The sequence below is a fragment of the Actinoplanes sichuanensis genome (assembly GCF_033097365.1).
GTDB classification, from domain to species: Bacteria; Actinomycetota; Actinomycetes; order Mycobacteriales; family Micromonosporaceae; genus Actinoplanes; species Actinoplanes sichuanensis.
This window is the reverse complement of sequence record NZ_AP028461.1, coordinates 11,314,150-11,332,453: the sequence shown is the minus strand read 5'-3', so window position 1 is coordinate 11,332,453 and position 18,304 is coordinate 11,314,150. Positions and strand designations below refer to the sequence as shown.

Below are 18,304 nucleotides of genomic sequence, written 5' to 3'. Positions count from 1 at the left end.
GAGCCCACACCCGTGCGGCATCGTCGTGGCCCGACGGATCACTGGACCGGCCGGGCGAGTCTCAAGTCGTAGGCGAGGATGACGGCCTGGATCCGGTCTCTTGCGCCGATCTTGGCGAGGACCCGCCCGACGTGTGTCTTCACCGTCGACTCCGACAGCCTGAACCGTCGCGCGATCTCACCGTTGGTGAGGCCGTGGCCGATGGCGACGAGGACCTCACGCTCGCGGTCGGTCAGGAATCTCAGGCGGGGATCCTCCCGCACGGGCCCGCAGAGGTCGTCGTCCAGCCGGTCGGCGAACGCGTCGAGCAGTCGCCGAGTCAGCGCCGGCGCGATCACCGCGTCCCCGGCCGCGACGGCCCGGATACCGGCGAGCAGATCCTCCGGGCGGATGTCCTTGAGCAGGAAACCGCTCGCCCCGGCCCGCAGCGTGGCGAACGCATACCGGTCCACGTCGAACGTCGTCAGCACCAGGATCCGCGACCGTCCACCGCCTGCGACGATGCGCCGGGTCGTCTCGATCCCGTCGACGCCCGGCATGCGGATGTCCATCAGCACCACGTCGGGACGCAGCTCAGTGGCCCGCCGAACGGCCTCGGCGGAATTGTCGGCCTCGCCGACGATCTCGGTGTCGGGGGTGCTCTCCAGCAGCATGCGTAGCCCGAAGCGCTGCAGCGGCTGGGAGTCCACCACGAGCACGGAGATCATGAACGGCCACCCTTCAGGTCGCGTAGATGGTCCGGCCGCCGTCCGGCGCGGGCCGTGCCGCCGGAGTCCGCGACGCGTCCGGCCATGACGTCGAGGCCCGGCCCCGCGTCGCCCACTTCCTACCGAGCAGACCTGAGACGATCGTTAAAACGGCGCTCAGGCCGGTCGGCCACCGGCACCCGACGCTGCTGAACGCCGTTCGACGTTGTCGATATCAACCCCGGCCTGCTCCCCGTCCGATCGCCGGTCTTGGAAAGCGCCGCACCACCCACCCCGACGTCGGATACGAGCAAGTAGACGGCTACGTCAACCGCAACGGCCTCGGCGGCATCGCCCTGCCCTTCGACCCCACGGTGGTCAACGGCCCGGCCACCCTGACGGTCCGCTCCTACGACACCATCGGCAACCTGGCCGAGCACACCCGCACCGTCAGCCTGGTGAACGCTGTTCGACATTACGGTCAGCGAGCCTCCTCGGAGGAGGTCTCCTCGGGAGCCAAGACGCTGCCCCCACAAGCATGACAAAACGCCCGGCCTCGTGGATCACAAGACCGAGCGTTTTCGCAGTTCGAATGCTGGTGGGCGATACTGGGATCGAACCAGTGACCTCTCCGGTGTGAACGGAGCGCTCTCCCGCTGAGCTAATCGCCCTCAACGAGATGGAACTCTACTAGACCGCCGCACCGGTTTGCGAACCAGGGGGTCATCGGGTCCGCAACCAGTCCAGACTGACCTGGATCAGGTCGACGTGCAGGCTCACCTTCACGCTCGCCCAGACCACCGCGCTGATGAAGAGCATGCCGACCACGCCGATCAGGGCCCGCAGCGGTAGGGACTGGCGGGCTATCCAGTGGGTCCAGCTCTGGACGTGGCGCTTGGTGAAGGCGAGGACACCGCGGGCCCAGTGGAACTCGACGGCCAGGATCGCCAGGCCGAGGATGACGATCGCCCAGCCGGGGCCGGGGAACGGGATCAGGATGATGCCGATGGCGACCACCAGGCCGCCGACGATGCCGACGCCGATCTTGAGGGCCAGGCGGCCGGTGGAGTTGGACCGAATACGGTCAAGCACACGCACGTCTGAGAACCCCGTCGTCCGGTTTTAGGTTCATTTCATCCCCCAGTGTCCGGGAGCCCCGTCACTACCCGGGAGGAATGGACGTTACCGGAGTAAGTCAACTGCTGGACCACTGATGCCAGGCGGAACCGAGTACACGGGCAGAACAGGACAAGATATCGCTTTACGTCCTGCACGGAAGGGTTTTCGGAACCGCCTTCCCACTACTGGGTGAGATCAGCGTATGGCGGAGCGTAACTACAAGGATCACCTGAGTATGGGAACCGCGGGGTTCACCAGCCTCGCAGCGGTGCCGGGGGGAGTTCGTCCATGAGTACCATTCGTCCAACGACCGTCGAGGTCGAAACCTCGCTGCGGCTCGTAGCGCCTGACGCGACGGCACTGCCGGTACGCGCCAGTCTGCGTTACGACCCAGCCGACCCGTATGCGGTTCACGTGTTGTTCCACGCAGAATCAGCCGGTGGGGAAGCCGTGAGCTGGTCCTTCGCGCGGGAGCTCCTCGTGACCGGGCTCGACGAGCCGGCCGGGATCGGCGACGTCCGGGTGTGGCCGTGGGCCACGCCGCGGGGCGATTTCGTCGCACTGGCCCTCTCGTCGCCGGACGGGAACGCACTGTTCGAGGTGCCGCGCAGCGTCCTGGTCCGCTTCCTGCGGCGCACCTACGTGGTGGTGCCTCGCGGGCGCGAGTCCGATCATCTGGACGTCGACGCGGCGGTCAACAGGTTGCTGGCGGGGCGCTAGCCGTCAGCGAACATCAGCGAAGTCGGGGCGACCCGCGCGGACACTGCCGGTCCGCGCGGGTCGCCCTTTATAACCGGAAAAATAATCGATCTCCGAAAAGGGATCGGAATCGGACGTATAGCGAATACCGAGCTTGAAATCGGACATTTACCTCAGTCGGTGCGCTAGTGGATGCGGAAGCATCCATCGACGACTACCGTCAGGCGCGATGTCAGTACTCATTCAACACACCGAGCCGGCGCCGACCCGTCTTCCACCGGACTGGTCGGGGATCCACGGCTGCGCCCTGCCGGTGGCGCCAGGCGCTGCCACCGGCCTGCTGGACGTTCACGCTCTCGTGCTGACCGTCACCGGACCGTTGCTCGCCGAGGTGGATTTCACCGAACACCTCTGCGGACCGGGTACGGCGCTCTGGATCCGTCCGGGGCAGGCGGTGCGGTTCGGCGAGCCACCCGGAGAGGGCCGGCCATCCCGAGAAGGCGAGCCACCCGGGGAGACCGCCACGATCGTGTTCCGGCGTGGCCTGTTCGGACCGGAGGAACTGCCGGACCTGGTGCCGGACGATCCATCCGGTCCGGCCGCCCGGCCACTGGCACTGCCCGCTCCGGACGTGCTCCGGGCCGCCTTCGCCCACCTGACCGCGGACGCCGACGGCGACGCCGGGCCGATCGCCGCCGCCATGCTGCGACATCAGCTAGCCGCGGTGCTGCTGCGCCTGCGGACACTGGAGCCGCCGCTCGATCCGGCCGGTCATGTCGAGGGCCGGACCTTCGAGCGGTTCCAGCGCCGACTGGAGGAGGGCTATCCGCACACCAGGCGGGTCGAGGATTATGCGGCCGAGCTGGGTTGTTCGGTGCGCACCCTCACCCGGGCCAGCCTCGCGCTGACCGGCCGTACCGCCAAGCAGGTGGTCGACGACAGGGTCGCTTTGCAGGCCCGCCGCCTGCTCGCCGCGACGCCGCTGTCGGTCGCCGAGGTGGGCCGAATCCTGGGCTTCGGGGAGCCGACGAACTTCGGCCGCTTCTTCCACCGGGAGACCGGGCTGAGCCCGGGCCAGTTCCGGGGGCGGTACGCGGCCGGGTCGGACGGCGGCATCCCGGTTCAGCGGCAGGCCGTCGACTGAACCGTTTTCGACGTGGCGGAGACCCGGAGGACCGGGCCGACGCCGGGTCGGAGAGGGTTCACCGACTGCGAATTCCCATAACTCCCTGGGGTATGTGCATCCGGGATGCGCGGGCGGGGCATGATAGTCAGGTGCAGATCTCCGCGCGCGGTGACTACGCGGTCCGGGCCGCCCTCAGTTTGGCGCAGGCCTACCCCGCACTGATGTCCGCCCAGGCCATTGCCCAAGACCAGAACATGCCCCGGAAGTTCCTCGAGGCAGTGCTCGCCGACCTGCGCCGGGCCGGCGTGGTCCGGGCGCAACGTGGTGCCGAGGGCGGTTACACGCTGTCGCACCCACCGAGGGACGTGACGATCGGCCAGATCATCCGCGCGGTCGACGGGCCGCTGGCCGGTGTGCGCGGCCTCCGTCCGGAGGAGACGCAGTACACGGGCGCGGCGGAGAACCTGCCGAACCTGTGGGTGGCGGTGCGGGCGGCGGTCCGCGAGGTGCTCGACGAGGTGAGCCTGGCCGAGCTGATCAGCGGGCGGATGCCGGCGCATGTGCGCAAGCTGACCACCCGGCCGGACGCCTGGCAGCCACGCTGACGTTTGTGAATCGGCCCCATCGGGAATCGTCGGGTCCATCAGAAACTAGATGGGAGAGGTTCCGATGGGCATCGTCTACCGCAGCCGGAAGAAGATCGGTCCGCTGGTGCTGAACTTCACCGAGAACGGCTACTCGTCGTGGAGCCTGAAGATCGGCCGCTGGTCGTGGAACTCCAAGACCCGCGCACACCGCGTCGACCTGCCCGGCCCGCTGTCGTGGAAGCAGGACAAGAGCCGCTCCCGCTAGGTCCCGGCTCCGCGGATCGCCGACGATCCGCGACCGGGCTAGAGGCGGATCACGACGTCGCCGCCGAGCCGGCCGTGTGCCGGCTCGCGGGCGACGGCTCCACTGTCGATCAGCGTGTGCAGGACCCGGGTCGCGTCGGCGGCACGATAGACGGTTTCGGTGAGTGCGAAGGTGCGCAACTCGGTCACCGTCGCCTCACCCACCCGTTCCAGGTGCGCGAGCATCTCCCGCCGCAGCGGGCCGGGGTGCGGGCTCAGCGAGATGTCGATCAGGTGCCGCTCCGGATCGCCCGGGTCGCGTAGCCGTACCCCAGCGAACTCGTCGACCGCCCAGAGCGCCTCCTTGAAGCTCTCCAGACTCTTCCCCGAGGTGGTGGCGAAGGCCACCACCTCGCCGGGTTCCGGCCCGGTGGCCAATTCGGCGGCGGTGAGCAGCGGGAGACCCAGGCCCCGATAGGGGTCGATCGGGCTGCCGGGCGGTAGCACCAGCAGGACCTCGGCCGGTTTCCCGGCCGCCAGCGCGGCGACGGTGGTCACCGCGGGCGGAGCCCCGGCGCTCGTCGCATCGAGAAAACCCAGCAGGGGTACGCGGGACGCGCCGGCCGCCTTCAGCGCGACCGGGAGCCGCTCGTCGGTCCCGCCGCCGACCGGAAGCACGGTGAGCCCGGCCGCCGCCCCGGCGTCCCGCTGAGCCGCCCCGATCCGCCGGCCCACCCCGGTGACGTCGCCGCCGACCGCCACCATGGACAGTTCCCGTCCACGGGCCAGGCCGGGCAGATCGGCGAGGGCCCGGACCGCCTCCTCGGCCGCCTCCCCGCCGTCGCCGTCGGCGTAGCCGTGCACATAGGTGGCACGGCGGGCGTGATGAAGCGCACCGGCCGCCCATGCCTGCAGGTGGCGGACCAGAAGCTCACGTTTGACTACGGCGATAGCGGACACATCGTGTTTCTACACCTGTCCACTTCGGTACCGGAAACTTGTACCCATGGTGTTCGCGTGAGCACTATGGGATACATGGCCCCTCCACTCGCTGAACTGACCGCCCAGGCGCAGACCCTGTCGTCGGCCGGTGACCTCACGGGTGCCCGGGCCGTTCTGGACGACGTCCTGCGTACCGCCGATGCCGACCCGCGCCGCGCCACCGCGGACCTCGCCGTCGCCGCCGCGCTGCACGCCCGTGTCCTGATCGCCCTCGGCGATCCCGAGGCGGCCCGGCTCTGGGCCGCCTTCGCGCACTCCGCCGAGGAGCGTCTGCACGGCTCCCGTGACGAGCGCACCATCGCGGCCGCCGCCATGCACGCGGCCGTGCTCCAGCGGATCGGTCAGCACGGCCGGGCCTCGTCGGTCTACCACGACCTGGTCGGCGAGCTGGCCTCGATCGAGGGCCCGGACTCGCCGCGGGTGCTGGCCGCCGAGGCCGACCTGGCCACCGCCGAGCACGCGGCCGGTCACTGCTCGACCGCCCGGTCCCGGCTGGCCCGTGCCTGGCGGCGACACAGCCGGGTGCACGGCGACGCGGCCCCGGCCGGGATCAAGATGCTGGCCCGGCTCGGCGCGATGGAGCGCGAGTGCGGACTGGACGCCGAGTCGGCCGAGCACCTGGCCCAGGTCGGTGAGCTGTGCGCCCGCCACCTGCCGGCCGGTCACCCGCTGGCCCGGCAGGCCGCCGCGCTCGTCGCCGGCCGGGCGTCCGGACGGCACACCTGCGGCCGGCGCGACACCACCGGGGGCAAGCCGTTCCGCCCGTTCCCGAGGCGGCCCACCGTCACCGATCCGTCCGGAGCCCAGCCGGCGGCGTTCCCGGCCCACGCGCCCGGTCAGCCGCCGCCCGACGACCGGCCCACCGACCCGCTCGGCACGGTCTACCCGGTCGACGAGGATGCCGACGACCCGCTGCCGGACAACCGGCCCACCGACCCCAACGGGACCGTCTACCAGCAGCCGCTCTACCTCAGCGACGTGCACCGGCTGCCGGGCGACCCGACCGGCCGGCACGCCCGGGCCGACACCCCACCGCCACTGCCCGGCAATCGGGCGCCCGACTACGGCGAGGACGGCCGACCCCTTCCGGTCGGGACCGCGCAGGCCGACACCCGTACCGATCCGCCCAACTCGCGGCGCGTGCCGGCACCGGCCCGGCGGTCCCGGGCCGGGCATCCGCTGCTGTTGGCCACGCTCCTGGCCGCCGGAGTCGCGGCGGCCGCGGCGGTGGTGATCCTGACGCTGCCCGGCGCCGACGGGGCGACCACCCCGCCGGTCCAGTCGGCCACCGGCGGGGCCCAGCCACTGGCCGCCACCGCCGACCCGGGCTCTCCGCAGAACGTGCGGTTGCGCGACGACGGGCCGAGTGTGTCCCTCCAGTGGGACTATCCGCGCGACGCGAAGGGTGAGGTGCTGATCACGGTGACCCGTTCGGACCGGCCCCCGGTCACCGTCGCCGAGTTGCCCGCCGGAGCCACCGACTACGTCGTCTACAGCCTCAGCGAACGCTACGACTACTGCATCACGGTCGGGATACGCCAGAGCGGGCAGAAGATCGCGGCCGCCGCGCCCGCGTGCACCGCCCGGTGACCGGCTCGACCAGGTCCGGCCGCCCGCTACCGATCCGCAACCCGCCGCGACCCGGAAAGCTACCGGCACACCGGAATGTGAGGCGTCACGGCGGCGACAGGAAAGCAGGGACAGTGACGACGGAAACGGCGAGCCGTGTCCCCACCGAGCCCCATCCGGAGCTCAGCGCACTCGAATCCGTCGCGGCGGAACTCGAGGGACGGCCGTTGTCGGCGTTCCGCACCCTCTGGGAGCCCGCCGAGGAGCTCCGGCAGCGTGCCGCCGAGCAGGGCTCCGAGCGGCTCGTCCAGCGGGCGACCCTGCTTCAGGCCGGGGTGCTGCTCCGGCAGGGGCGGACCGGCGAGGGCGGCCGGCTCGCCCACCAGGTACGCGTCTGGGCCGAACAACACGAGGATCACCTCCTGCTGGCCCGTACCCACCGGGAGTTGTCGGTCTTCTTCCGCCATGTGGGTGATTTCGCGGACTCGCTCACCCACGCGCTCCAGGGCGTCGCCTTCCTCCCCGACGACGTGCCGCCCAGCCTGCGGGCCCGGCACCTGATGACGCTCTCGGTCTCGCTCGACGACACCGGCTCGCACGCGGACGGCAAGATCCGTGCGCGGGAGGCTCTGATGCTGGCCGTCGAGGCGGGCGATCACGAGGTCACCTCGTCGGTCCTGAACAACATGGCGTACACCGCGGTCGAGATCGGCGACGAGCCCGAGGCCCGGATGCTCGTCGATCAGATGCGTGACCTCCAGGCCCGTACCGGAATCCGGTTCACCGCCAACGAGCTGGACACGATGGCACAGGTCGAGCTGATGGGCGGCCGGTACGACGCGGTCGAGGAGTTGCTCTCCCCGGTGCTGGCCGACCTGGTCGCCGCGAATGAGGGGGACGCGGTCGCCGAATGCCGGCTCACCCTCGCCCAGGCACGCCGGATGGCCGGCCGGCACGAGGCGGCGCAGGAGGCTCTGGACGACACCCGGGCGGTGTGTGCCGAACGTGGTCTGGCCGGCATCGGCGCCCGGGTCCGGCAGGAGCAGGCCGCCCTGTTCGCCGACACCGGGCGGTTCGCCGAGGCGTACGAGGAGCATCGCGCCTTCCACGCCGCCACGACCGCGCTGCAGTCGGTCCAGCGGGACGCTCGGGCCCGTGCCCTGCAGGCCGTCTTCGAGGCCAACGAGGCACGCCGGGTCAGTGAGCACTTCCGGGAGATGGCCCACCGGGACGCGCTGACCGGGCTCTACAACCGGCGGTACGTCAACGAGCGGATGCCGGCTCTGCTGCTGGAGTCGGCAGCACGCCGCCGCCCGCTGTCGCTGGCCATCGTCGACCTGGATCACTTCAAGCGGGTCAACGACACCCTGTCGCACGCCACCGGTGACGCCGTGCTGCAGCACGTGGCCGAGTTGCTGGAGGAGGCGGCACCCGGGTCGGCGTTCGCGGCCCGGATGGGTGGCGAGGAGTTCCTGCTGGTCTATCCGGGGGTGGACGCCGAGGAGGCGCTCACCCGCTGCGAGCGGCTGCGGTTGCGGATCCGGGCGCACGGCTGGGAGACGGTCACCGGGACTCTTCCGGTGACCACGAGCATCGGGGTCACCACGGCGCCGGAGGGCCGGAGCACGTTCTCCGCGCTGCTCTCCGCGGCCGACCACAACCTGTACGCCGCGAAGCGCTCCGGCCGCGACCGGGTGATCGCCGGCTGAGGTCGGAACCGGTCGTCATTCGCCGGTCGGGACGCCGGCCGACTCCGCGACGATGTCCAGGTGGCCCACGTGGCGGGCGTACTCCTGGACCAGGTGGAGACAGACCCGCTCCAGGGTGGCCGGGTCGGCGCCGGACCAGCGTGGCCCCGGTACGCCGACCGCGTCCAGGTCGTTGCCGGTGATCGCCGCGGTGGTGTGCGTCCCCTGGGCCCGCAGTTCGGCGGTCAGGCCGGCCAGGGTCTCCGAGTCGTCGACGTGCCAGCGGTCGTCGCGCTGGTCGGCCCACGGGTCGGGGATGTCCCGCCCTTCGAAACCCCACTCGATCCAGCGCCGTTCCACGTGCCGCAGGTGTTTGACCAGTTCCAGTGGGGTCCAGCCGGAGGGCAGCCGGCTGGTCCGGAGCTCGGTCTCGGGCAGTGCGGCGGTCTTCACCAGGAGCGTCTCGCGGAAGTAGTCCAGGTAGCGGGTGAACACCTCGGCCCGGTTCGCGGCCGGGATCGTGGGCGACGGGAACTCGATCGTCATACCGCGAGGTTAGAGCCGGCCGTCAGAGATCCATGTCGGCGCGGACCGGATAGTGGTCGGAGGCCTGCTCGGTGGTCTCGTCGCGGATCACCCAGGCCCGCTCGGCTCGGGCCGCCAGCGCCGGACCGGCCAGCAGGTAGTCCAGGCGCATCGTGCCGAACTCGCGGCCGGCGAAACCGGTCGGCACGGTACGCCCGTCGCCCTCCCCCACGGCGGCCCACAGGTCGGTGAACCCGCCCGCACGGAACGCCACCAGGGCCCGGGTGTCCGGGGTGCCGTCCGGGCCGAGGTGCCGCTGCCGGTAGAGCGAGTGCACCCGGTCGAGCGTGGCGGTGTGGTCGGTGTCCGGGTCGAGGCCGTTCATGTCGCCGGCGATCAGCGTCATCCCGCGGCCGGACCCGTACCGGGCGGCCAGCCAGCGGGCCTCACGGTAGCGGCGGTACGGGGAGAACGGGTTGAGGTGGGCGCTGACCACGGTCAGCGGGCCGGCCGTGGTCTCCACGACCGCGATCGCGACCGCGTGGTGCAGCCGCCAGCGGATCGCCGACCGCCGGAGGATCCGCCGGGGTGGGCGCACCAGGACCGCGACCGGCTGCGCGAGCCCGGCCGGCGCAAGGTGGACGGTCATGCCCGCCTCTTGCGCCAACCGGTGCAGACGTCGACCGTACCGATGGAAGTGTTGAAGCTCTTGCAGACAGACGACGTCCGGCTGCTCGCGGCGGATGACCCCGGTGATGGCCGGCAGGCGGTCTCCGCCGCCGTTCTTGATGTTCCAGGTCATCAGCCGCAGCGTCATCCGACGGTCACCGGGTGGCGCCGGGTCGCCTGCTCGGCCTCGGCGGCCGCCTCGGAGGCCGTCTCGGCATGTGCGTTCGGGCGGACCGTGAAGTAGAGGACGGTGAGCCAGCCGGCGGTCAGCAGGGCCGCGCCGAGCACGTCGGTGGGGTGGTGCATGCCGCGGTACATGCGGGAGAGCGCCACGATCAGCGGCATGATCACCGCGAGGGCCGGGAAGATCCAGCGCCACGGCTGCCGGACCCGGGCCAACACGATGATCGCGATGGCCGCCCAGAGGCACATGGTCGCGGCGATGTGCCCGGACGGGAACGACGACGTCGGCATCTGGCCGTCCAACTGCTCGACCGACGGACGGTCCCGGCCGACCGCGGCCGCCGCGCAGAGGAAGAGGGTCAGCTCACCCATCATGGTCAGGGCCAGGAACAGGACCGGCCGCCACTGCCGCCACAGGGCCAGCGCCAGCGGGCAGAAGATCAGCGAGATGATCAGGATGGCGTGGGTGTCGCCGGCCTTGCTGGCCAGCCAGCTCAGCTCATCCAGCGACGGGGTGCGGAAGGTCTGCAGCCAGCGCGGGAAACCGTCGTCGAAGGGCGGCTCCCACCTGTTCACCGAGTAGCCGACCAGGTAGAGCAGGCCGAACACGAACACCCAGCCGACCAGGATCTCGGCCGCCTTCGCCCACGGGTGCGGCAGCACGGCCTCCTCGGCCGGGGCGGGACGCAGGTCCGGACCGGCCTCCGGCTCCAGGCCGTCGGCGAGCGCCGGGACCGGCCGGCCCGCTTCGCGACGCCAGATCCGGAAGGCGTACGCGGTGACGCTGATCCAGGCCACCCCGAGCAGCCATCCGCCGATCACGTCGGAGAGGAAGTGCACACCCAGGGCGATCCGGGTGAACCCGACCGCGGCCACGATCACCGCGGCCAGCCCGGCGAACCAGGGCCGCCACCGCCGCCGCATGGCCGGCAGGAAGACCAGCACGATCATCCCGTAGACGACCATCGAGCCGAGCGCGTGCCCGCTGGGGAAGCTGTTGCCCGGCGCGGTCGCGACCGGCACCTCGACCACCGGGCGCAGCCGTCCGATCAGCGCCTTCAGCGACGGGTCCAGGATCAGCGCGCCGGCTCCGGTCACCACCAGGTACAGCGCCGGGCGGGGCCGCCGCCGGATCAGCAGCACCGCGACCAGCAGGGCCACCAGCGGGATCATGAAACCGCGGCCGCCGAACGAGGAGATCTGGTTCAGGACCGCCACGATCGTGTCCGAGCCGGACGCCCAACTGTTGAGGCCGTCGGCCACCGACCGGTCCAGCCCCAGCAGCGGCTGCCAGTGGAAACGCACGAGCAGTAGCAGGGTGCCGAAGGCGAGGCCGACCGCCGTCACCGCGGCCAGACCCAGCACGCTGCGTTCAGCGAAGTGTCGTACCGGCGCCCAGCGGGCTCGCTTCTCGGTCACGGCGTACTCCTGATTCGTCCGGGAGAGGTGCGCCGTTCTTACCCGGTCGGCTCCGCGGATACACCGGGGTCGCGCTGTGCCGGAATCTCCGGCTCCGGATCGGGCTCCCAGCGGTCCTCCAGAGCAGGCCGTCGTACGCCCACCCGCCTGGCCTCCAACTGGGCCGCGAAGGCCAGCCCGAGGAAGAGCGCGATCCCGGTCAGATTGGCCCACAGCAGCAGCGCCATCATGGCGGTCAGCGGGCCGTAGGTGGCGCCGAACCCGTCGCTGAACCTGATGTACCCGGCCAGGAGCAGGCTCGCCAGCCACCACAGCACCGTCGACACCACGGCACCGAACAGCAGCCAGGACAGGGCCGGCTGGTTACGCCGTACCGAATGCCGGAACAGCAGGCCCACCGCGAAGACGATCAGCAGCAGGCTCAGCGGCCAGCGGACCACGTCCCAGGCCACCCGCAGGCCGGGGCTCAGCCCGAAATGTCTCTCCGCCGAGTCACCGGCCGCCCGCCCGGCCACCAGCAGCAGGAACCCGAAGAGCGCGGGTAGACCGGCGATCACCGCGAGCACCGCGGCCCGCAGGTACTTGCGCAGGGCCGGCCGGTCGCGTTCCACCCCGTAGATGCGGTTGGCGCCGCGCTCGATCTGGGCCATCGCGCTGGTCAGCGCGAACAGGCCGGTGATCAGACCCAGGGTCAGGGCCAGTTCGCCCGCCTCCTCGGTCCGGTCGTCGTCCATCAGCAACTCGGTGACCAGCGGCTCGCTGGCGCCCGGGGTGAGCGCGATGACGGTGTCGGCGACGATCCGGCCGCCGTCCTCCACCCCCAGGTCGGTGGCCAGGCCGGAGAGCGCGATCAGGAACGGGACGATGGCCAGGCACAGCTGGAAGGCGAACGCCCGGGAGTGGCTGAACCCGTCGCCGTACCGGAACCGGACGAACGCGTCGTGCAGCAGCGGCCAGCGCCCGTAGTGCCACAACGCGTGGAAGGCGTCGTCGGCGGACAGCTTGTCACCCGGCATCATCCGGGTCTCGGGGACCGGCTGGGTGCTGCTCAAGCCTTCTCCTTCGCACGACGGGCGACGGCGGAGGCGTCGTACGCCAGGTCCGGGTCCGCGTCCGGCTGCGGCACGCAGAGCAGCAGGGCCCGCGGCCGGAGGTGGATCTTCATGACCTTGCCCGGGGCGATGGTGTCACCGTCGAGCTGACGCGCCTGTGCCCGGTTGCTGTAGATCTCAACCCGCGATGCGGTGTACGTCTCCATCAACGGCACCCGCTCCCGACGGCTCACCACCGCCCAGGCCAGGGCCGCCCAGTGGGCCAGGTTGGTCGGGCTGAGGATGGCCACGTCGAACTTGCCGTCGTCCGGCTCGGCCTTGCTCAGCAGTCGGACGCCGCCCTGCAGCCGGCCCACGTTGCCGACGATCACGGCGGCCGGGCGTCGGGGCATCGGCGGACCGCCGTCCAGCCGGATCCGGGCCCGCATCGGCCGGTCCAGCAGGTGTTTCGCGGCCCCGCCGACATACGCCAGCCAGCCGATCCGCTTCTTCGCCTTCTCCGAGGTGTCCTCGAGCATCTGGGCGTCGAAGCCCATCCCGGCCATCACCACGAAGCACCTGTCGTCGATCACGCCGACGTCGATGCGCCGCCGGCCGCCCTCCAACGCCACCTCCAAGCCGGTGGCCGGGTCGTTGCCGAGGCCGAGGTTCGCCGCCAGCAGGTTGCCGGTGCCGGCCGGCAGCACGGCCAGCGCCACATCCGACCCGGACAGGGCGGTGACGACCGCGGTCACCGTGCCGTCGCCGCCGCACGCGAAGACCAGCTCGGCGCCGTCGGCCACCGCCTTCTTCGCCTGGCCGCGGCCCGGGTCCTCGGGTGTCGTCTCATACCAACGCGGCGCGGGCCAGCCGGCACGGGCGAGCCCCTGCTCGACGATCCGGTGCAGCTGATCGGGATCGGCCACCTTGGTGGGGTTCACCACGACGGCGCAGCGGGGTCCAGTCACGTCGCTCAGTGTGCCGGAGTCATGTCACGGCGGCGACTCGACCGACGGTGCCTGCCGGAAGAAGGGCACACTGCACGAGTGACCGAAGTTACCTATCCGCATGTCGGGTTCACCCGTACCGGGCGGCTCCCGTCCGGCTACCGCCATCTGCGCCATCGCACCGCGATCGGCGCCGGTGAGGAGACGCTGGCCCGGGCCGGTGAGGCGATCCTGACCTTCCGCATGCACCGGGCCATCGGCGCCCGGATCAGCGCCGACGCCGGTCGGGCCGCGCCCGGGGTGCTGCTCACCGTCGGCCTAGGCCCGCTGCGGGCCCCGTGCGAGGTGGTCTGGACCGTCGAGGAGGGTGACCGGATCGGGTTCGCCTACGGCACCCGTCCCGGGCATCCGGCGACCGGCGAGGAGGCGTTCCTGGTGGAACGGGACGAACACGACCGGGTGTGGTTCACGGTCGTCGCGTTCAGCCGCCCGGCGAGCACCCTGATGCGGGTGACCGGCCCGGCCGCGGTGTTGTTCCAGCACGCCTTCGCCCGCGCGTGCGGGTTGGCCCTGCGGCGCCTGGGTAACGTGGGGCGGTGAGCCGGACCGAGATCACCTGGTGGGGGCACAGCACCGTGTGGCTCGCCGACTCGGGTGTCACCCTGCTGACCGATCCGGTGCTCACCGGCCGGCTCGCCCACCTGCGGCGGATGGCCGGTCCGGCGCCCCGCCTGCCCGGCGCGCCCGACGCGATCCTGCTGTCGCACCTGCACGCCGACCACTTTCACGTGCCGTCGCTGCGGGCGGTGCCCGGCGATCCGGTCCTGGTGGTGCCGCGCGGCGCCGCGGCTTTCGCCGCGCGAGCGATCCCCGGTGCGGCGCGGCGGTGCGTCGAGCTGGGGCCGGGCGAGGAGACCAAGATCAAGGGGGTACGGGTGAGAGCCGTCCCCGCCCGGCACGACGGACGCCGTGGACCCTGGTCCCGGGAACGGGCCGAGGCGATCGGTTTCGTGGTCGAGGGCGCCTCCCGCACCTGGTACGCCGGTGATACCGGCCTGTTCGACGGGATGGGTGAGCTCGGCCCGCTGGACCTGGCACTGATCCCGGTCGGCGGCTGGGGGCCGACCCTCGGTGCGCACGGTCACCTGGACGCCCGGGACGGCGCCGAGGCGTTGCGTCGGGTGCGGGCGTCGTGGGCGGTGCCGGTGCACTACGGGACACTCTGGCCGGTCGGGATGGGTCGCGTCCGCCGGCACATGTTCGACGAGCCGGGCCCTCGGTTCGCCGAGTTCGCGGCCGAGGCGGCACCGGACAGCCGGGTGCGGGTGCTCACCCACGGCGAGACCTTCGGCGTGCCCGCGTGATCGACACCCTCAGCGCCTCGGGCTGGCTGTTCCTGGTGGTGGCGTTCGGGGCCATCGTGCCGATCGTGCCCACCGGGGCGGCGGTCAGCGCGACCGCGGCGTACGCGTTCCACCAGCATGTGTATGCGGTCGTGCCGGTGATCCTGGCCGGAGCGGCCGGAGCCTACGTGGGCGACCTGGTGATGTATGCGATGTGCCGGTTCGGCGGTGAGCAGATGGCCCGCCGGCTGCGGTGGATGCGTGACGAGCACCGGCTGGCCGCGGTGACCGAGCGGCTGCGCGGGCGGGAGGTGTCGGTGCTGCTGGTGTCCCGGCTGATCCCCGGCGGCCGGGTGCCGGTGCTGCTGGCCGCCGCGTTCGCCGGGCTCCCGTGGCGCACGTTCGTGGTCGCCAACCTGCCGGCCTGCGCGCTCTGGTCGGCCGTCTACGCCATGATCGGGCTGCTCGGCGGTTCGCTCTTCCCCGAGCCGTGGCAGGGCGTGCTCGCCGCCGTGGTGCTCATCCTGCTGGTCAACCAGTGCCTGAGCTGGTTCTCGAAACGGCGGAACGCTAGTACTTCAGATGCGTCCGGGTGAGCTTCGCGACCTTCTCCACCAGGCTCTGCCCGGCGGGCATCGTCGAGTTGGTGTGTGACAGGACGGCGATCGACACGTCGGTGTCGTCGTCGGTGATCTGACCGACCGTGTTGATGATCCACAGGTTGCTCTCGGTGGACCGCTGGAGCCAGCCGTTCTTCACCGTGGCGTCCTCGCCCTCCTGGGCCGCGGCCGGGACACCCCAGTCCTGGTCCGAGGCGACGGTGCTCATCAGCTTGTGCGCGTACTCCCGGGAGGCCTCGGACAACTCGCTCTTCTCGTCGACCAACTGGGAGAGCAGGACCACCTGATCCTTCACGGTCGTCCGGGTGAGGCCCCAGGAGCCGCTGACCTTGGTCTGGGTGAGGCCGAGGCGCTTGTTGCAGGCGGTCAATCCACCGATCTTGCCGACCTTGCCGTAGAGCGAGGTGGTCGCGTCGTTGTCGCTGTACCGGATCATCTTGTCCGCCAGCGCCTTCTCCGAGCTGGTCAGCTTCCGGTCGTCGTCCTGCGCGGTGAGTAGCAGGCAGGCCAGCACCTGCACCTTGACCACACTCGCGGTCTCGTACTTCTCGTCGCCGCGGTAGGCGTACGTCTCGCCGGTCTTGCGGTCGAAGACGGCGACCGAGAACTCGGGCTTACCGGTCGCGTACTTCTTCAGCGCCGCGTCGAGGGCCTTGACCCGCTTGGCGCGCTCGATGGCGGCCAGCTCCTCCGGGGTGGGGCCGGTCGGGGTGGCCGATGCCTTCGGCTCCTCCTGGAAGACTCCGGCCAGGGCGCCGCCACCGGAACCGCCGGTGCCACTGTCGGCCAGGAGGCCCTTCGCCACCAGGACCGAACCCCCGAGGATACCGAGAGCGGCCGCCGTCACGATGAGATTCCGGGTACGTCGCACCCATGCATACTGCCGTGTCGGACGCCCGGATGGCTCACCGGATTCCTGTGTATTCCCGACTTTCGACGCTCGGCTCCGACATCGACACAGCCCGTCACCGATCGAAGGGTGCGGAACCGGCGCACAATGGGTGCATGTTCTCTCTCGTGTCCGGTGCTCTCCAGATGACCACGGCGGCGGCAGGCAAGGTGATCGAGACGGCGGCCACCGCGGCGACCATCCCGGTGCGGGCCGTCTCCCTGATCGGCCAGACGGAACTACTGGTCAACCGGATCACACTGGCCGTCGGCCGGGCCGAGGAACTGATCGAGCGGGTGTCCGCGGTGGCCACCGCGGCGGAGGCGGCGGTGGCCGAGACCCGGGCCATCACGACGGCGGCCGCGATCGCCGTCGACGAGGTCACCGCCATCACGACCCGGACGAGCACCGCCATCGACGGAGTGACCTCCATCACTACTCGCGCGAACACGGCCGTCGACGGGGTCACCGCCATCGTCACCCGAGCCGACTCGGTGGCGGGCGAGGTCGAGGGGCTCGTCGGCGACTACTCCCCCACGCTGCGCCAGGCCGCCCCGCTCGCCGCCCATTTCGTGTCCGAGCTCACCCCCGACGAGGTGACCGCCGCGATCCGGATGATCGACGAGCTGCCGGCCCTCCAGCGGCACCTGGTCCACGACGTGATGCCGCTGCTGGGCAAGCTCGACCAGGTCGGCCCGGACCTGCACAAGCTCCTCGAGGTGACCGAGGACCTGCACCTGGCGATCGCCGGCCTGCCCGGACTGAAGATGCTGCGCCGCCGAGGCGAGGAACGCACCCACGACTAGACCGCGAGGATCAGGCCCTTTATCTCGTAGGAGGCGATGTCGGGGCGGATCGTCACGGTGGGTTCCCGGATCATCCGGAGGCCCGGCATCGCGAACAGCCTGCTGAGGAAGATGTCGGTCTCCTGGATCGCGATGTGGGCGCCCGGACACTTGTGCGCGCCGTCGCCGAAGGACAGGCCCGGGCCGACCGGGCGGCCCGGGCAGACCGCTCGGGGCTGGTCGCCGGCCTCGGCCGGGTCCAGGTTGGCCGCGGCCACTGCGACCTCGACCCGGGCGCCGGACGGGATGGCGACGTCGCCGACCGTGACGTCCGCGGTGGTCCAGCGGAGCAGGTCGCCGACCACCGGTTCGAGTCGCAGGATCTCGTGCAGGACGGCCACCCGCGCGGCCTGATCACCCCCGGTGTACTGGGCGCGCAGCGTCTCGTCGGTGAGCAGATGCCAGGCGGCGACGGTGATGAACTCGCGGGTGGTGACCATGCCGGCGGCCGCGAACGTGACGCATTCGCCGAGGATCTCGGGCAGGCTGCACCCCTGGTCGATCAGGTGCGAGATCAGGTCGTCGCGGCGGTGGCGGCGGCGGGCCGCGACGGCCGGGCGGACGTCCCGCCAGAGGAACGACAGCAGGACGAAGTTGTTGAACGCCTTCTGCCGGACCGCGGACAGTCCACGCGCGTCGGGGTCGGGGATGGCGAAGAACCGGTCCAGCCGCTGCGGCATCCCGGGCGCACTGTCGGTGAGACCGACCACCTCGGCGGCGACGGCGACGGCGAGCTGGAAGGAGAGCGCCGACAGGTCGGCCGCCCCACGCCGTCGCAGCACCTCGCACTGCTGGTCGGCGAGCCGGTGCATGAGTTCCCGATAGGCCGACTCGACCCGTTTCGGGGTGAAGTAGCGGGCCGTCTGCCGCCGCTGCTCGCGGTGCTCCGGCCCGTCCCGGTAGAGCATCGGCAACCGCATCCGATGCTGGTGGCGCAGCGCGTTCTCGATGCCGAGGCCGGCCTGCCGGGTGTCGTTGTGCCGCAGGAACCGCCGTGCGGTGGCGTAGTCCTGGATGTGCCAGACGCCGTCGTCGCCGACCCGGACGGGACAGCCCGGCGCCTTCGCACCCCGGTGCACCTTGCGGCCGTTGTTCACTGTGGTCATTCATCGAT

Annotated in this window: 21 protein-coding genes and 1 tRNA gene; 11 read left to right on the top strand and 11 right to left on the bottom strand. The window is 71.3% G+C overall.

Translation table 11 applies throughout. The features are described from left to right. Positions 1–38 precede the first annotated feature (38 nt). Positions 39–707 (bottom strand): response regulator, encoded by a 669-nt coding sequence (locus Q0Z83_RS51975; protein WP_317790970.1) that lies wholly within the window; start codon positions 705–707, stop codon positions 39–41. Between the two features lie 26 nt (positions 708–733). Between Q0Z83_RS51975 and Q0Z83_RS51970 the strand changes: the two genes are divergently transcribed. Continuing rightward, complete coding sequence (locus Q0Z83_RS51970) at positions 734–1,228, top strand: hypothetical protein (RefSeq protein WP_317790969.1); 495 nt, start codon at positions 734–736, stop codon at positions 1,226–1,228. Between the two features lie 54 nt (positions 1,229–1,282). Here Q0Z83_RS51970 and Q0Z83_RS51965 read toward each other — a convergent pair. Beyond that, positions 1,283–1,357, bottom strand: a tRNA-Val gene (locus Q0Z83_RS51965). Between the two features lie 52 nt (positions 1,358–1,409). Beyond that, positions 1,410–1,784, bottom strand: coding sequence for a TIGR02611 family protein (locus tag Q0Z83_RS51960; protein WP_317790968.1), 375 nt, complete (start codon positions 1,782–1,784; stop codon positions 1,410–1,412). A gap of 309 nt (positions 1,785–2,093) precedes the next feature. On the opposite strand from Q0Z83_RS51960, the gene Q0Z83_RS51955 reads away from it, so the two are divergent. The 4 genes from Q0Z83_RS51955 (at position 2,094) to Q0Z83_RS51940 (ending at position 4,482) form a co-directional block, all read left to right on the top strand. Then, positions 2,094–2,525 carry an SsgA family sporulation/cell division regulator gene (locus tag Q0Z83_RS51955; protein WP_014446635.1) on the top strand — a complete coding sequence of 144 codons (432 nt, stop codon included), beginning with the start codon at positions 2,094–2,096 and terminating at the stop codon, positions 2,523–2,525. A gap of 208 nt (positions 2,526–2,733) precedes the next feature. Continuing rightward, on the top strand, positions 2,734–3,648 hold the full coding sequence (locus Q0Z83_RS51950) for a helix-turn-helix domain-containing protein (RefSeq protein WP_317790967.1): 915 nt from the start codon (positions 2,734–2,736) through the stop codon (positions 3,646–3,648). Positions 3,649–3,779: 131 nt separating this feature from the next. Continuing rightward, positions 3,780–4,235, top strand: coding sequence for an RrF2 family transcriptional regulator (locus Q0Z83_RS51945; RefSeq protein WP_317790966.1), 456 nt, complete (start codon positions 3,780–3,782; stop codon positions 4,233–4,235). A 64-nt stretch (positions 4,236–4,299) separates the two neighbouring features. Further along, positions 4,300–4,482: a DUF4236 domain-containing protein gene (locus tag Q0Z83_RS51940; protein WP_043522949.1), complete on the top strand. Its 183-nt coding sequence runs from the start codon at positions 4,300–4,302 to the stop codon at positions 4,480–4,482. 38 nt (positions 4,483–4,520) lie between these two features. Here Q0Z83_RS51940 and Q0Z83_RS51935 read toward each other — a convergent pair whose 3' ends face one another. Beyond that, positions 4,521–5,420 (bottom strand): hypothetical protein, encoded by a 900-nt coding sequence (locus Q0Z83_RS51935; protein ID WP_317790965.1) that lies wholly within the window; start codon positions 5,418–5,420, stop codon positions 4,521–4,523. Positions 5,421–5,495: 75 nt separating this feature from the next. Here Q0Z83_RS51935 and Q0Z83_RS51930 point away from each other — a divergent pair, with 75 nt between their 5' ends. Next, on the top strand, positions 5,496–7,052 hold the full coding sequence (locus Q0Z83_RS51930; protein ID WP_317790964.1) for a fibronectin type III domain-containing protein: 1,557 nt from the start codon (positions 5,496–5,498) through the stop codon (positions 7,050–7,052). Between the two features lie 113 nt (positions 7,053–7,165). Beyond that, on the top strand, positions 7,166–8,740 hold the full coding sequence (locus Q0Z83_RS51925) for a tetratricopeptide repeat-containing diguanylate cyclase (RefSeq protein WP_317790963.1): 1,575 nt from the start codon (positions 7,166–7,168) through the stop codon (positions 8,738–8,740). Between the two features lie 15 nt (positions 8,741–8,755). Here Q0Z83_RS51925 and Q0Z83_RS51920 read toward each other — a convergent pair whose 3' ends face one another. Genes Q0Z83_RS51920 through Q0Z83_RS51900 form a run of 5 tightly spaced genes read right to left on the bottom strand, consistent with a single transcriptional unit; the run spans position 8,756 to position 13,514 of the window. After that, a complete protein-coding gene (locus tag Q0Z83_RS51920) occupies positions 8,756–9,265 on the bottom strand; it encodes a DinB family protein (protein ID WP_317790962.1) in 510 nt (169 codons plus the stop codon). A 22-nt stretch (positions 9,266–9,287) separates the two neighbouring features. Then, complete coding sequence (locus Q0Z83_RS51915) at positions 9,288–10,061, bottom strand: endonuclease/exonuclease/phosphatase family protein (RefSeq protein ID WP_317790961.1); 774 nt, start codon at positions 10,059–10,061, stop codon at positions 9,288–9,290. Then, complete coding sequence (locus Q0Z83_RS51910; RefSeq protein ID WP_317790960.1) at positions 10,058–11,515, bottom strand: phosphatase PAP2 family protein; 1,458 nt, start codon at positions 11,513–11,515, stop codon at positions 10,058–10,060. The genes Q0Z83_RS51915 and Q0Z83_RS51910 overlap by 4 nt, the downstream gene beginning before the upstream one ends. Before the next feature lie 38 nt (positions 11,516–11,553). Beyond that, complete coding sequence (locus tag Q0Z83_RS51905; RefSeq protein WP_317790959.1) at positions 11,554–12,567, bottom strand: YihY/virulence factor BrkB family protein; 1,014 nt, start codon at positions 12,565–12,567, stop codon at positions 11,554–11,556. Next, positions 12,564–13,514, bottom strand: a complete 951-nt coding sequence (locus Q0Z83_RS51900; RefSeq protein WP_317790958.1) for a diacylglycerol/lipid kinase family protein — start codon at positions 13,512–13,514, stop codon at positions 12,564–12,566. Before Q0Z83_RS51900 ends, Q0Z83_RS51905 begins: the two co-directional genes overlap by 4 nt. A 78-nt stretch (positions 13,515–13,592) precedes the next feature. On the opposite strand from Q0Z83_RS51900, the gene Q0Z83_RS51895 reads away from it, so the two are divergent. Genes Q0Z83_RS51895 through Q0Z83_RS51885 form a run of 3 tightly spaced genes read left to right on the top strand, consistent with a single transcriptional unit; the run spans position 13,593 to position 15,432 of the window. Then, complete coding sequence (locus Q0Z83_RS51895; RefSeq protein WP_317790957.1) at positions 13,593–14,093, top strand: DUF1990 family protein; 501 nt, start codon at positions 13,593–13,595, stop codon at positions 14,091–14,093. Continuing rightward, positions 14,090–14,857: an MBL fold metallo-hydrolase gene (locus Q0Z83_RS51890; protein ID WP_317790956.1), complete on the top strand. Its 768-nt coding sequence runs from the start codon at positions 14,090–14,092 to the stop codon at positions 14,855–14,857. The genes Q0Z83_RS51895 and Q0Z83_RS51890 overlap by 4 nt, the downstream gene beginning before the upstream one ends. Beyond that, a complete protein-coding gene (locus tag Q0Z83_RS51885; RefSeq protein ID WP_317790955.1) occupies positions 14,854–15,432 on the top strand; it encodes a DedA family protein in 579 nt (192 codons plus the stop codon). Before Q0Z83_RS51890 ends, Q0Z83_RS51885 begins: the two co-directional genes overlap by 4 nt. Here the strand turns inward: Q0Z83_RS51885 and Q0Z83_RS51880 are convergent. Then, entirely contained in the window at positions 15,407–16,327 is a 921-nt protein-coding gene (locus Q0Z83_RS51880; RefSeq protein ID WP_317790954.1) for a serine hydrolase, read from the bottom strand. The genes Q0Z83_RS51885 and Q0Z83_RS51880 overlap by 26 nt on opposite strands. A gap of 134 nt (positions 16,328–16,461) precedes the next feature. Here Q0Z83_RS51880 and Q0Z83_RS51875 point away from each other — a divergent pair, with 134 nt between their 5' ends. Further along, positions 16,462–17,151 (top strand): hypothetical protein, encoded by a 690-nt coding sequence (locus Q0Z83_RS51875; protein ID WP_317790953.1) that lies wholly within the window; start codon positions 16,462–16,464, stop codon positions 17,149–17,151. Here Q0Z83_RS51875 and Q0Z83_RS51870 read toward each other — a convergent pair. Beyond that, positions 17,148–18,296, bottom strand: a complete 1,149-nt coding sequence (locus tag Q0Z83_RS51870) for a cytochrome P450 (protein ID WP_317790952.1) — start codon at positions 18,294–18,296, stop codon at positions 17,148–17,150. The genes Q0Z83_RS51875 and Q0Z83_RS51870 overlap by 4 nt on opposite strands. Between the last annotated feature and the right edge of the window lie 8 nt (positions 18,297–18,304).